10 protein-coding genes are annotated in these 13,438 nt (G+C 66.6%); 4 read left to right on the top strand and 6 right to left on the bottom strand.

What is annotated here, in order from left to right; translation table 11 throughout:
- Window positions 1-38: 38 nt before the first annotated feature.
- The 4 genes from prsR to V5B60_RS08680 all read right to left on the bottom strand — a co-directional run bounded on the left by prsR (window position 39) and on the right by V5B60_RS08680 (window position 7,293).
- Window positions 39-1,397 carry a PEP-CTERM-box response regulator transcription factor gene (prsR, locus tag V5B60_RS08695; protein WP_332346654.1) on the bottom strand — a complete coding sequence of 453 codons (1,359 nt, stop codon included), beginning with the start codon at window positions 1,395-1,397 and terminating at the stop codon, window positions 39-41.
- The gene (gene prsK / locus V5B60_RS08690; RefSeq protein ID WP_332346653.1) at window positions 1,394-3,508 is read right to left on the bottom strand and encodes an XrtA/PEP-CTERM system histidine kinase PrsK; all 2,115 of its coding nucleotides are present in this window, start codon (window positions 3,506-3,508) and stop codon (window positions 1,394-1,396) included. The genes prsR and prsK overlap by 4 nt, the downstream gene beginning before the upstream one ends.
- A 55-nt stretch (window positions 3,509-3,563) precedes the next feature.
- The gene (locus V5B60_RS08685) at window positions 3,564-4,946 is read right to left on the bottom strand and encodes a TIGR03013 family XrtA/PEP-CTERM system glycosyltransferase (protein WP_332346652.1); all 1,383 of its coding nucleotides are present in this window, start codon (window positions 4,944-4,946) and stop codon (window positions 3,564-3,566) included.
- Window positions 4,947-5,232: 286 nt separating this feature from the next.
- Window positions 5,233-7,293, bottom strand: a complete 2,061-nt coding sequence (locus V5B60_RS08680) for a hypothetical protein (RefSeq protein WP_332346651.1) — start codon at window positions 7,291-7,293, stop codon at window positions 5,233-5,235.
- 350 nt (window positions 7,294-7,643) lie between these two features.
- Between V5B60_RS08680 and V5B60_RS08675 the strand changes: the two genes are divergently transcribed.
- Window positions 7,644-7,787: a hypothetical protein gene (locus V5B60_RS08675; protein WP_332346650.1), complete on the top strand. Its 144-nt coding sequence runs from the start codon at window positions 7,644-7,646 to the stop codon at window positions 7,785-7,787.
- 172 nt (window positions 7,788-7,959) lie between these two features.
- Here the strand turns inward: V5B60_RS08675 and V5B60_RS08670 are convergent, their stop codons facing one another.
- Window positions 7,960-8,421 (bottom strand): HIT family protein, encoded by a 462-nt coding sequence (locus tag V5B60_RS08670; RefSeq protein ID WP_332346649.1) that lies wholly within the window; start codon window positions 8,419-8,421, stop codon window positions 7,960-7,962.
- 178 nt (window positions 8,422-8,599) lie between these two features.
- Here V5B60_RS08670 and V5B60_RS08665 point away from each other — a divergent pair, with 178 nt between their 5' ends.
- On the top strand, window positions 8,600-9,571 hold the full coding sequence (locus tag V5B60_RS08665; protein WP_332346648.1) for a patatin-like phospholipase family protein: 972 nt from the start codon (window positions 8,600-8,602) through the stop codon (window positions 9,569-9,571).
- A gap of 94 nt (window positions 9,572-9,665) precedes the next feature.
- On the opposite strand, the gene V5B60_RS08660 is transcribed toward V5B60_RS08665, so the two are convergent.
- A complete protein-coding gene (locus tag V5B60_RS08660; protein ID WP_332346647.1) occupies window positions 9,666-11,363 on the bottom strand; it encodes a phosphoethanolamine transferase in 1,698 nt (565 codons plus the stop codon).
- Window positions 11,364-11,487: 124 nt separating this feature from the next.
- On the opposite strand from V5B60_RS08660, the gene V5B60_RS08655 reads away from it, so the two are divergent.
- Together V5B60_RS08655 and V5B60_RS08650 are read left to right on the top strand one after the other, a co-directional pair.
- Complete coding sequence (locus tag V5B60_RS08655) at window positions 11,488-12,147, top strand: response regulator transcription factor (protein ID WP_295349451.1); 660 nt, start codon at window positions 11,488-11,490, stop codon at window positions 12,145-12,147.
- On the top strand, window positions 12,144-13,436 hold the full coding sequence (locus V5B60_RS08650; RefSeq protein ID WP_332346646.1) for a sensor histidine kinase: 1,293 nt from the start codon (window positions 12,144-12,146) through the stop codon (window positions 13,434-13,436). Before V5B60_RS08655 ends, V5B60_RS08650 begins: the two co-directional genes overlap by 4 nt.
- Window positions 13,437-13,438 lie beyond the last annotated feature (2 nt).

Below are 13,438 nucleotides of genomic sequence, written 5' to 3'. Positions count from 1 at the left end.
GTCGAAAAGCTTGCCCGAAAAACATCCAGCTGAAGGCCTCACTTGAGCCCAAACCTGTGCATCATATCGTACAGCGTCGGGCGGCTGACACCGAGCAGTTCGGCAGCCTTGACGACATTGCCGTCGGCGCGCGCCAGAGCGGCGATCGTCACCCGTTTCTCGGCCTCGTCACGCGCGTTGCGCAAGTCGAGCACTGTTTCCTCGGCCTGTGTCGCGCCACCGAGGCCGATGTCGGCGGCAGTGATCTGATTGCCGTCAGCCATGATCACCGCCCGCTTGATGCAGTTCTCGAGTTCCCGAACGTTCCCCGGCCAGGCGTGGGCCTCGATCACACGCAGCGCATCCTCGCGCAGGCTCATGGCACCGCGAGCGTTCTCGGCGGCGAAACGCCGCACGAAGACGTGTGCCAGCAGCGCGGCGTCGCCCGTCCGGGCACGCAGCGGCGGTATGTTCACGACAATCTCCGCCAAGCGGTAATACAGATCTTCGCGGAAACGACCCTCGCTGATCAGGTTCTGCAGATTCTGGTGCGTGGCGCAGACGATCCGTACATTGACCGGAATCTCGTTCCGCCCGCCAATCCTCTCGATCACCCGCTCCTGCAGGAAGCGCAGCAGCTTCGCCTGCAGGTTGTGCGGCAGATCGCCGATCTCGTCGAGCATCAGCGTGCCGTTGTTGGCCGTCTCGATCTTGCCCGGCGTCGTCTTGCCGGCACCGGTGAAGGCGCCCTTCTCGTAGCCGAAGAGTTCGCTTTCGAGCAGGTTGTCGGGAATCGCCGCGCAGTTGATGGCGACGAAGCGCTCGCGACGCCTTGGTGACGACTCGTGCAGACCACGCGCCAGGAGCTCCTTGCCGGTACCGCTTTCGCCGAGCAGCAGTACGGTCGCGTCGGTGACGCCGACGCGTTCGATCGTCCGGCAGACGCGCAGCAGATCCGGGTCACGGGTGATCATTCCCGACATCGCATCCGGCTGCTGCATCGCCTGCAGCCGCTCATTCTCCTTCTGCAGTTCGTGCAGCCGGAATGCCCGCTGGATCGTCAGGCCGAGCATTTCGACCTCGAACGGCTTGGCGAAGAAGTCATAGGCGCCGAGGGCGATCGCCCGCAGGGCATTCGCGCGGTCGTTCTGGCCGGTCAGCACGATGACCTTGGTATCGGGTGCGAGGCCCAGGATCTCTTCGAGCAGCTTGAAGCCCTCCGACACCGAGTCCGGGTCAGGCGGCAGGCCCAGATCCATCGTCACCACCGGCGGCTGGTAACGGCGGATCAGTTGCATCGCCGTCTCGCGGTCGTCGGCACCCAACGTCTCATACTGATCGAAGGCCCAACGGATCTGCTTCTGCAGGGCGCGGTCATCCTCGACGATCAGCAGGTGCGGCAATTTCGCAGCGCTCATTCCTGTTTCCCCGACAATTCATCCGACTTCAGTGCCTTGCCCGCCTCGAACAGCGGCAGCAAGAGGTCCACCTGAGTGCCCACATCGACCGCGCTGTCCACCGAGACCCTGCCGCCCAGTTCATGGACGTACTGGAAGCTCTCATACGCGCCGATTCCCATCCCCGTCGGCTTGGTCGTCTGGAACGGCTTGAACAGCCGTTCACGAACGAACTCGGGACTCATCCCGTGCCCCGTATCGCCGACCTCGACGCGAGCCTGTGTGCCCTGGCGGGCCATCCGGACCCAGACGCGGCCGCCACTTTCGGTGGCGTCGAGCGCGTTCTGCACCAGGTGGCCGATGACCCGCTCGATACGATCCTCGTGACCACGGGCCAGCAGTTTCTCCTCGATGGTCAACTCGACCTCGCGCCCCTGACCCGCCTTGGCCGTCTGTATGCGGCGCAGGACATCCGCCAGATCGATGCCACGCGGCCCGTCGAGTGGCGTCGTTCCCTGCCGCAACTGCATCATCAGCTGCCGCATGCGCTCGACGGAGTGCTCGACGGTCATCAGCATGTCTTTCTGGAACTCCGGATTGTCACGGTGACGTTCGGCGTTCTTCAGCATCAGCGAGAGCTGGGCGATGATGTTCTTCAGATCATGGACGACGAAAGCCGACATCCGGTTGAAGGAATCGAACTTGCGTACCTCGAGAAGCGCTTCGCTCGCCTGCATCTGACCGAGGAAGGCGCCAGCCTGCCTGGCCGCCGTCTTCAGGAGGTCGTTCACCTCCCAATTGACGTCGATGCGCGTGCGTGCCGTCGCCAGCACGACGAAGGCGATCAACTCGCTGCCGGTGGTCAACGGCACCACCAACCAGGCGTTCGGTACCTCGACCAGCCACGATGGGACCACCAGCCCGTCGTAGCGGCGCGGTAGCGAGCGATACTCCTCGAGGTTGATCACCCAACCGCTGTCGAGCAGAAAGCGGCAGAGCGGGCTGTCGGCATCCTCGGTGGCCGCCGAGGCAGGCATGTTCCAGAACGCCGCCTGGGCAAAGAAGCGGCCAGAGGGATCCTTGAGCCAGAGCGCACCGCTCGGGCTCTCCACCATGTCGGCCAAGCCACGAACCACGTGCCGGCCCAGACCCGCAAAGCCGCCCTGAGCAGACAACGTCGCGGTGAAACGCAACCACTCCTCGCGGTAATCGTAGCGGTAGCTGAAGAAATGCTTGCCGACCTGCACCCTTAGACGAGCCCGCATCGAGCCGGAGAAGGTCAGCACCGCCAGCACCAGCAGCGCAGCGAAAAGCAGGGCCAGTTGCAGCGCCCGCCCCCACTCGCCGCCGAAGAAGCGCACGTAGTAGCCAGCGGCGGCCATGAACAGCAGGTAAGTGCCGACGATCAGCAAGGTCGCCGACTGCAGGGCCGCACGTTGCGACATCACCAGTCGCCGCTTCCAGTCATGACTGCGGATTGCCGACAGTGCCACCAGCGGCAGGGCGAGCGCATGGGCAAAACCGCGGATGCTGAAGGCATCGGCATCGATGCGGTTGAACAGCAGGGCGTCGGAATAGACGTAGAGGTCGAACAGGAACACGCCACCCAGCCCAAGACACAACGGCTTGATGCTCCAGCGGAAATCCGGCGACACGTTGCGGAAGAGGCGTTCGACCAGGACCAGCCCGAAGACGCACATCGCCAACGAGGCAAACAGCGCCAGCCTCGCCGACGAGCCCACGAGGTCGACACCGAAGACGGCCATCGCCTGCGCGACGAAACCGCAGGAGACCAGCAGCACGGCAATGGCGCTCAGCCAGCCGCTGCCCGCCGTCGCCGGCGCCCCTTCGACGGGCGACTCCGGACGCATGAGGATGATCAGGAAGAGATACCAGCCACCAAAGCGCAGCACGTCGGCCAACAGGTTGCCGGCGAGAAAGATCCCCTGGCCGGTGAGCGCGAAGGCCAGTCCCAACATGCCCCAGAGCGTGCACAGAGCGACGGCCAGAAACATCGCGCCGCTGCGACTGCTGCCTCGCCGACCCGACGCCAGGTAGAGCGTCAGCAGCGCCGCCAGCACGCCCGCCAAGCCATAGCTCCACGCCGAGATCATCGCCATCTTGCTGTCCATCAGCGCCCGCAGTCCTCGTCAGTCGAAAGCGGCAACCAGATCCGCAACGGCCCGGTCAGCGGGCACCCTTGCCGGTCAGGACCACTCCGACGGTATGAAAAAGGATCACTATATCAAGGAACAGAGTGTGATTCTTGACGTAGTACAGATCGTATTGCAGCTTCTGGACGGAATCCTCGATCGTCGCGCCATACTGGTAGCTGACCTGTGCCCAGCCGGTGAGACCCGGCTTGACGCTGTGGCGCACGGCATAGAACGGGATGTCGCGCGTCAGCTGGTCGACGAAGAAGGGCCGTTCGGGGCGCGGTCCGACCATGCTCATGTCACCGGCCAGCACATTGTAGAGCTGTGGCAACTCGTCGATGCGCAGCTTGCGGATGATGCGGCCGACGCGCGTCACCCGATCGTCGTCGGTGGCTGCCCAGCGCGGCTTGCCGTCACTCTCGGCATCGTTGCGCATGCTGCGGAACTTGATCACATCGAACAGGCGGCCGTCGAGACCGACCCGTGCCTGCCGATAGAACACCGGCAGGCCGTCCTCGAGGACGATCAGGATCGCCGTCACGAGCATCACCGGCAGCGCCAGCAACAGCAAGACCAGCGCAACCAGGATGTCGAAGGCACGCTTGAAGAACGTCCGCCGCCAGGTCTGCCTGAAACCGTCACCGAAGATCATCCAGCCGACGCGCAGGGAATCGAGGCGCAGTTGCCCAAGCGCACGCTCGAAGTAGCTGGCGAGATCGAGCACCTTGACCCCGGACAGCTTGCAGTCGAGGAGTTCGCGCAACGGAAGCGCACCCCCGCGGCGTTCGCGAACGGCAACGATGATTTCGTCAACCTTCAGCGAGTGCGCCGTATCCGAAAGCGACATCGCCTGCGAGAGGACGACCTGTGCCGGAACGACCACCTCGGAATCGTTCGAGCTGGGATAGAAGCCGACGATCTGGATGTCGGGATCCGATTTGGCAAGCACGCGACCGACGTTCTCGGCTTCTTCGCCCGCACCAAAGACCAGCACACGGTGGCGCAGCAACGACCCGGGCAGGCTGTGTGCACCGTGGACACGTCGTACGAGGGTCGCAAACAGCGCCGCCAGTCCGGAGAGAAGCATGAAACCACGGTCCACATCGGAGATCGCCAGCAACGAAAAGACCACGTACGCCAGCGGAATCGCCAGATAGAGCGAAAGCACGGCGCGGGCACGGGTCTCCGCCAGCGTCCGGCTGTGTACGCGCTGGTACATGCCCAGCCAGGAATTCAGGACGATCATCGTCAGGGCGAAGATGATCGCGTAGAAGACGATCCTGTCGAGTTCCAGGTTCGCCCCGCCGCCAAGCCAGACGGCGGCGAGAACCACACAAACAACGGGGAACATCAGGTCGACGGCAACCTGGGCGACAGTCTTCCGGTGAAACCAATGATTGAACACCTTGATCACGATAGACCCCCTGCAAGCATGAACATCGCCCCGCGTGCGTCGTTGAGAAGCGAATCCGCCCGCACCCTGCCGCTGCTTCATCGGCAGGGCGCGGCGAAACGCATGACACGAAGGCTATCAGCGCGGCGGACGGGTGACCGTGACCTAATGCACAGGCTGCTGAGAATCGGGCAGCGAAGACCCGCCACCCTGCTTGGAGACCATCGAGAAACCACCTTGAAGCATCGACATAATCATCTGATAAAATTGCAAGTTATTGATATTGCTCGGTTGCTTGACAAGGTGATTATACACCGGACGGCCAGTCCGGCGCTTTGCCGGAACGTGGCAGCGACGGCACCTGGGCAGGCGAGCCGTCATCGATGAACAGCGCGCAACAGAGCAACAGGTACAGCAGGAAGGCAACGCGCGGCATGTCGAGCACGCTGACGAAGACGCCGGTCGCCATGCCAGCCATCAGCGCAGCCAGGAGATAGGGTGCCAGTTCGTGCCCGCGCTGGCAAAGGCGCCATAGATTGACCATCGCCAGCGCCATCAGGGCAAGCAGCAGCGACAGCCCAATCACCCCCTGGTCGATCAGCATCTCGAGGTAGAGGCTGTCGACATGCCAGGGCAGGAAGTAGTGACGCGCGGCGAAGAACCAGCGCGCCAGGCCCTGCGAAAAATCGCCGTTGCTCAGGATCTGGCTGCCGTTGCCGTCGATCAGGCTGAGCGCATCGATCTCGACGAAGCCAGCCGGACCGAGGAGCCGCAGGGAAAAGAACCCGGGCACCGGCACCTGCCGGGATGCTGGCAGTCCGGCGCTGCCGTGCAGCGACAGTTCGAACGCCCGCCATTGCCCGCCGCCACCCGGAGCGAACACCGCCGACTCGGCGCAGGCAGCGGCGTAGAGCAGGTGCTGGTGGCAGACGCTGGCAACGAGCACCGCCGGTTGTACCGAGCGGGCTGCGAGACGCAGGCGGTAGCTACCGGCAAGCGGCGCCGGAACCCGTTGCAACAATTCCCAGCGACCGCGCTGCGGCGCGAGCCAGTGCACGCCCTGCAGACCCAGATGGCGACCGTCGGCGTCATCGATCAGGTGCAGCCGGCCCGGCATCTCGCGCCCGGCGACCTGCGCCGAGTAGTCGGCCGGAAAGCGACCGCTACCCCTGCCGAAAAGGATGTCGCTGCCGTCCTGCAATAGACCGAGACCTTCCTGCCAGTGCGTCAGCCGCCCGACGAAGTCGCGCTCGCCGCTCGCCAGCCGGCTGCCCATGAACTCTCCGCTGCCGGCAACCAGCAGCACCTCGGCGAGCAGGGTCCCGGCCAGGACGCGGTTGGCCCGCTGCCGCCAGCGCGGCGAGTGCCGCCGACCGCTCCCCGCCGACCCCGCCTGCCGCGCGTGGCTGTAAACGAGGACTGCCACTGCAACCGCCACGCCAAGATAGAGCGCCCGCGAAAAACTGGTCAGACAAGCGTAGCACGCGAACAACGCCAGCAGCGCAGCGGCCAGCCAGCTGCCCGGTGCGACGGCGCGCAACACGGGGCGCACGGCAAAAGGCAGAGTCAACGCCAGGAAGGCATCGAGCGCCGCACCGCCGACGTGCATTTCCCAGAACAACGCCGTCGTGCGATAGGCCGTCGTGAAGTCCAGCAGACCGGGATGAGCCAGGCGCTCCCAGAGCGCCGCCAGTACGACCACCGCCAAACCGGCGACCGTACCCGCGGCAAGGCATCGCGTGCTCGAGCGCGGCTGGCAACGCAACAGGTCGCACAACGACGGCAGCAGCGGCAACACCAGGAGCAGGCTCTTGGCCACGCGCAGGCAGTTCAGCGGCTCTTCATAGCCCTCGAACCAATCCAGCGGCGGACCACCGGCAGCAATCAGGCCACGCCAGACGGCGGCAAGACATGAGGCTGCGAGCAGGGCGAGGGCGCATCCTGCCAGCCACTGCCTGCGCCGGCTGTCGGGGCTGAGCGGCAGTCGCGACGGCGATGCCGTCGGCAGCAGCAGGACACCGCCAGCCAACCGCTCGTCGCCATGTCCGTCGGCGCTCCTCTCGGCAGCCCGCAGCCAGCGGGCTGGCCACAACCGCTGCAGAACGAGGCGGCTCAGCGACCCGGCCGCTGCCCCAAGGCAGAACAGATCGAACTCCTCGACGCCGATCCAGCCAGTCCATGGCGAGAAGCCGGCCAGCGGCAGACCGGCAGGCAACAAGGCCAGCCAGATCACCGGGTTGAGGCAGACGACGACGCACCAGACGAGCAGCGCGATTGCCAGTGAAGCCGGCCACAGCGGATGACTGAGCGCAATCAAGGCCGCCAGTGCGCCGCTGAGGATCGCCAGGACGCCGTGCAGCAGAATCATCGAGCTCCCCAAGGACAGCCACTGACGGCGACGAGGCGGCGGATTGTGTCGTTCGCCGGTGCTTCTGTCAATGCGCCAGCCCCGGCCCGCAGCTTGCCCCGGATCGCTGCGCCGGCGACGCCTGCGCCCTCTGCGACTGCCGCCGTCGCGCGGCATGGCGGCTGCCGCGTCAGCGTGCCGCGGCTTGCCAGCCGGCATGCACTGCGGTCTAATCGGCCCCTGGAACGGGGCGGCTGGCCGCCGCCATCATCGCGGCCAGCGCGCCCGCGGCAGCGGTGCGGCACCGCTGGACCGGGGCAGCGGGCGAGTGGCTGGCGATGCGCCGCAACTGGCGCCAATGGAGGAGATGAATGAGCACCTTGTGGATCGTCCTCGGCATCTGCGTCGTCTTCGTCCTGGCGGCCGCAATCCCGCTGCTGCGCCGCGACGATCCCGACAGAAGCCCGCTGCCACCACGCAAGGAGACCTTGCACGACTGGCGCAACGAAGGCTGATGGCGTCGGCGTCGCCGGGCGATCGTCGGCAGCCGCAGGCAACACGGCGAAGGGCGCAGCGCTGACACCAGGAACGGGAAGCGAATCGACGGTGCCGCCCGTTCTGGCCTCGCGCAGTCGCTCCCGCGCCGACGCCTGGCAGGTCAGCCGGCTGACGCCGAAGCCCAGGCGACTAGCGGTCAGCTGGCGGCAGGGCAGCCAGCAGGTGCTGCCGCAGCAGATCCGGCAACTCCGAGCGATCGGCGTGCTGCACCTCGGCGAGGACGGGAACTGCCGGCCAGCCCCGGTCCACCCACGCCACACCGGCAAAGCTGCGCTGCCCTTCGTAACGTGGAATGACGTGGAAGTGCACGTGATGGTCGACCATCATCAGCATCAGATAGTTGATCGCCTGATAGTCGAAGGCAGAGCGCAGGGCGTGCTCCAGTGAACCGACGATTTCGGCCAGGGCCGCCATCTCTGCCGCCGTCACCTCCGCGAAGCGCGCCGCGTGCCGGTTCAGGGACAGGATGCCGGCACCGAGCGTCACCTGCCCCGGCCGCACCGACCACGACCACGCCTCATTGTGCGCCACCAGCAGTTCATCGACACGGAACTTGCTGCGAAAACCGGCAAGCACCTGCAGTTCGTCCATCAGTCACCTCCTCGGAGAGCGTTTCGCACGCCGCCGGAAATCGGCGGGGGGTTGCAGCGGCAGCGGCCCGGCGACCGGTGTCAGCCGGTGTGCCCCTGCAGCAGCCGTCAGATTGTGCCACACTGGCACTGCGGCTGTTCCCGGCAGCCGCTTCTTCGCACCGGGAAAGGAGAACGGCATGACCAGATACGGCTTCGTCGCCTCGGGCGGCGGCTATCGGAGCTTCTTCAGCGAGGGCGTGCTGGTCTGGATGAGGAAACAGGGTGTGCCGCTGGTACACATCGCCTCGACCAGCTCGGGCAACAACATCGTCGTCGACTACCTGCTCTGGGACTGGGAGAAAGAGGAACTGCCACCAGTACTGACGCGCACCGTCAGGCTGGGCATCGGCGACATCTTCCACATCCTCGGCAACTTCCTCGGCCTGCGGCCGCAGTTGCTGCCGACGGGCACGCATCTGTTCACCGTCGACAAAGCCAGTTGCCGCAAATCGCTGCTGCTCGACGACCCGCAGCGCCGCGACCTGCTGGCCCGCCATCTCGCGACCCTGCGCTGGGACATCCGCGCCACCAATCTGAGCCGGCGGCAGGGCCACGTCTTCCGGATCAACGAGATCCTCGCCAGCGTCGACGATGCCAGCCTCGACCGCTTCATGGACGCCTTCCTCGCCGGCATCACGACGATCCCCTACTTCCGTGCCCGCAGCATCGATGGCGACTACTTCATCGAAGGCGGCTATCTCGACAACAGCCCGCTGCGCACGCTTTTCGAGGATGATGAGGTCGACGAGATCATTGCCATCGACTTCACCGATTACGACTATCACCGCGAACTCGACAAGCTCTACCAGTCGAGCGCCTTCAGCCTGCCGTTCAACAGCATCGACACGCACCTGCTGGTCAGCGACATGCAGCTGACCCTGCCCAACACCCGCGTCTTCGCGCAGGCGAAGCTGATCAACGGCATGCTCGCGGCCATGGGCCGACAGAGTGCCGAGATCGACGGCCGGCGCTACTGCGCCAAGCCACTGCACGTCCTGCGGCCGAAGGACCTCGAGAGCATGACGATCTCGCTGAAGGACAGCAGCGCCCAGAAGCGCTATTTCGAGCTCGGCCAGGAGGCAGCGGCGGACTTGTTCGCCGGCCTGTGAACCGCAGGCGACGGCAGCGCGGGGCCGAAGCTGCGTACACCATCGCGCGGCGTCGCCGGCTGGGCCGCTGCCATGACGTGCCGGCGGCGAGCGATCAACCCGCCGCCAGCTCGGGACTGCGGCAGCCCTGCAGCAGATCCCAGTCCGCCTCGTAGAGCGAAGTCCGCACGTCGAGCAGGGTGAGCAGCGTGTGGAACAGGTGGTCATGGCTGGCCGGCGCGGCAGCCCGCCGCTGCAGGCAGGCGGCATCGATCGCGGCGCTGCGGCGGAAACCGTCCGAGAACCACATCAGCATCGGCACTTCCTTCTGTACGGTGGGGGCAATGGCGTAGGGCACGCCGTGCAGGTAGAGCCCACCCTCGCCGAGCGATTCGCCATGATCGGAAACGTAGATCAGCGCCGAATCGACCTCGCCGGCACGAGCCTGCAGGATGTTGATCAGGCTGGCCAGAACATGATCGGTGTAGAGCAGCGCGTTGTCGTAGGCATTGACGATCTGTTCGGGCGAACACTGGCTCAGGTCGTCGTTCGTGCATTCCGGCTGGAAGCGGGCAAAGGCCGGTGGGTGGCGGCGGAAGTACGATGGTCCGTGATTGCCGAGCTGGTGCAGGACGATCAGGTTGCTCCCCCGTGCGCGCCGCAGGCGCTCGTCGAGGCCATGCAGCAGGCCGCCATCGAGACAGCGCCCGCCATCGCAGAAGCCCGGCGGGTTCATGGTCGCGACGCTTTCGCTCGGCAGGCCGTCACAGACACCCTTGCAGCCGGACTGGTTGTCGCGCCACTGCACGCCGACGCCTGCCCGCGCCAGAACGTGCAGCAGGGACTCGCTGCCATTGATCCGCTCGGCATCGTAGCTGCGCCTGCCGACCGGAGCGAACATGCAGGGCAGCGACGCGTCGGTGTTCGTGCCGCAACTCGCTACCCGGCTGAAGTTGATCACGTCGAGCCGGGCCAGCTCGGGGGTCGTCTGCCGCATGTACCCGTTGAGCCCCCAGTTCGCAGCGCGCGCGGTCTCGCCGACGACGACGACGACGAAGCGCGGTCGGTCGCCCTTTGCCACACCCGGGCCGGCCACCGCGTCGAGGCCGATCGGCGCGCGGGTCCTCGCCACACCACGGGCATCGCTGGCGGCGACACTGGCCAGCGACCAGAGGTAGTTCGCCGGCGTGATCAGGTAGCGCACCTCCTTGTGGTTGCGCAGCAGCGACGACAGTGGTTTGTAGACCACCGCCAGCGAGCCGGCCATCGCCACGGCCGCCAAGAGCAGCGCCAGCAGGCGTGCGCCGCAGGAACGCAGCGGCGGGCGCACCGCGATCCGTACGCGCCAGAGCAGGAGCAGCGGCAGCAGCGCGTAGAGCGCAAGCTCCACTGCCAGCGCCGGTGACAGAAGTTCGCGCGCTTCCAGGAAATCCGTTCGCAGGACGTTGCGCAGCATCGTCGGATCGAGCAGGACGCCGTAGGCCGACATGAAATGCGAGGCGATGACGGTCGCGACGATCATCAGTGCCAGCAGCGGCTTGACCGTCAGACGTGTCGCCAGCAGCGCGAGCAGGGCGAAGTGGATGGCGACCAGCAGGACAGCGGTTGCCAGCAACAGACCCCAGGTGCCGGCCGCCGTCAGCGACCGCTCGCCAACGATCGCGGCAAGAAAGGGCCGGTTCGCCGTCAGCACCCAGAAGATGCTCGCCACGAGCAGCAACTGCTCGATGGTCGCCGGAATCGCGAAAGAACCGTCAGCGGCAAGCGCCTGTGCTCGCCGTGACGGGAGCGGGGGAGTGGGCAAGATGGGCATGGCAGCGATGCTGCGCGCCGCTCCTGAAGAGCCGCTTAAGCGAGCCGCGGTCGGCCGCCCTGCCCCGGCAGGCTCCGGTACAATCGTCAGCCTGGCCACCTCGGCCAGGCTTCGGAGAAAGTCGATGCGACTGCTGCTGATCGAAGACGACGACATCCTCGGCGAGGGACTGCGCGACTTCCTGGCAGTCGACGGCCATCGCGTGGACTGGTGCCGGACGCTGCAACAGGTCGCGGCCCACGAAGGTGAGCCCTACGATGCCCTGCTGGTGGACTGGCAGTTGCCGGACGGTTCGGGACTCGACTGGCTGCGCGGACGGCGCCGCCGCGGCGACGCCACGCCGGCGCTGATGCTGACGGCGCGCGACCTCCTCGATGACCGCGTCCGCGGCCTCGACAGCGGCGCCGACGACTACCTGGTCAAGCCCTTCGCACCAGAGGAACTGGCGGCCCGCCTGCGCGCGGTGAGCCGGCGAATCGCCGGCAGCGCCGACACGCGGCGGCGCTTCGGCGAGGTCGAGGTGGATCTGGTCGCCCACGCGGTCCGGGTGAGCGGACAGCGCGTCGAGCTCACCAGCCGCGAGTGGGCCATTCTCGAAGCGCTGCTTCTGCGCCCCGGCCGCATCGTCAGCAAGGCGGACCTCGAGAGACTGGTACTCGGCTTTGCCGCCGAATGGGCCAGCAACGCCGTCGAGGTCCATGTCGCCGCCCTGCGCCGCAAGCTGGGGCGAGCGATGGTCGAAACCGTGCGCGGCATCGGTTATCGTCTCGCGAGCGGTCAGTGAAAGCCCTGCCGCCACCTTCGATCCGGGCTCGCCTGACCCTCGTACTGCTCGCCTCGTCGATGCTGTGGATCATCGCCGTCGCCGCTGCCGTCTGGCTGACCGTGCACGACGAGGTTGACGAACTGCTCGACGACACGCTGCAGGCGGCAGCCGAGGGTTTGCGCGGTCCGCTGTCACAGCTGCCGGCGATCGGGCCGGCAGGCTCCGCAGAGAGCCCGGCAACGAGCGCCAGCGGGCGCTTTGCCTGGCAGGTGGTCGATCACCTCGCCGAGAGCGGGGCGCAGGTGGTCGCCGCCTCGGCGCTGGCACCCGCCGCACCGCTGCGCCTGGTTGCCTCCGGAGGTTTCAGCGACAGCGACGCGTGGCGCGTCTTCGGCATTCCCCTGACCGATGGCAGGCGCTGGCTCTATGTCGCGCAGACGCACGCCGAGCGCCAGGAGGCGCTGGCAGAAACGGCGCTGAACGCAGCGCTGGCGACGCTGGCGATCACCCTGCTGGCACAGGTCTGGCTGCAGGCGCAGATTCGCCACGAACTGCGACCTCTGCAGCGCCTGGCGGAGCACCTCGCCGATGGCGATCCGGAAGACCCTGGCGCGGCGCTCGGCCCGGCCGAGCGCAGGGAACTGCAACCGGTGCACCGCGCCATCGACGAGCTGACCCGACGAGTGGCTCTCCGGCTGGAGCGCGAGAGAGCCTTCACCGGCCATGCCGCGCACTCGCTGCGCACCCCGCTCGCCGGCATCGACGCACAGCTTGCGGTCGCCCTGCGCGAGTCGCCCGCGAGTCTGCAGCCCCGCCTGCAGCGCGTGCGAACCGCTGCACGCCGCCTGCACCGAGTCGTCAGTGCCCTCCTGGCGCTCTTCCGCAGTTCGGCCGCGCTGCATCCACAGGAGCTTGACGTCGCCGATTTGATCCCGCGCCTCGCGGTCGAGGGTCTGACCTTCGAGCTTGCCGACCGGCGAATGTTGACCGCCGATGCCGACCTGCTCTCCGCCGCGCTGCTCAACCTCTTCGACAATTCACTGCGCCACGGTGCCACCACCATCCATCTGTCGCTACCGGGCAGCAACGTCCTGCGCGTCCACGACAATGGCACGGGCGTCAGCGAAGGGGAAAGGGAGCGCCTGCAGAACGTACTGCGCGGCCAGGTCGATGCGGCTGGCGGTGGTCTCGGACTGCTGCTGGTCGATCTCATTGCGCGTGCCCACGGCGGATCCCTGCAACTGCCCGCGGTCGAGCGCGGCTTCACCGCGGAACTCCACCTCGCCGCCCGGCAACCCGCGGCATGAGC

The sequence above is a fragment of the Accumulibacter sp. genome (assembly GCF_036625195.1).
In the GTDB taxonomy this organism is placed as follows: domain Bacteria; phylum Pseudomonadota; class Gammaproteobacteria; order Burkholderiales; family Rhodocyclaceae; genus Accumulibacter.
Note: the sequence above shows the minus strand (reverse complement) of the source record. Positions and strands in the feature narration are given on the sequence as shown.

What these genes read in the sequence shown, in the direction of transcription:
- prsR (WP_332346654.1), bottom strand. Translation starts at nt 1,397, where the DNA reads ATGAGCGCTGCGAAATTGCCGCACCTGCTGATCGTCGAGGATGACCGC.
- prsK (WP_332346653.1), bottom strand. Translation starts at nt 3,508, where the DNA reads ATGGACAGCAAGATGGCGATGATCTCGGCGTGGAGCTATGGCTTGGCG.
- V5B60_RS08680 (WP_332346651.1), bottom strand. Translation starts at nt 7,293, where the DNA reads ATGATTCTGCTGCACGGCGTCCTGGCGATCCTCAGCGGCGCACTGGCG.
- V5B60_RS08675 (WP_332346650.1), top strand. Translation starts at nt 7,644, where the DNA reads ATGAGCACCTTGTGGATCGTCCTCGGCATCTGCGTCGTCTTCGTCCTG.
- V5B60_RS08670 (WP_332346649.1), bottom strand. Translation starts at nt 8,421, where the DNA reads ATGGACGAACTGCAGGTGCTTGCCGGTTTTCGCAGCAAGTTCCGTGTC.
- V5B60_RS08665 (WP_332346648.1), top strand. Translation starts at nt 8,600, where the DNA reads ATGACCAGATACGGCTTCGTCGCCTCGGGCGGCGGCTATCGGAGCTTC.
- V5B60_RS08660 (WP_332346647.1), bottom strand. Translation starts at nt 11,363, where the DNA reads ATGCCCATCTTGCCCACTCCCCCGCTCCCGTCACGGCGAGCACAGGCG.
- V5B60_RS08655 (WP_295349451.1), top strand. Translation starts at nt 11,488, where the DNA reads ATGCGACTGCTGCTGATCGAAGACGACGACATCCTCGGCGAGGGACTG.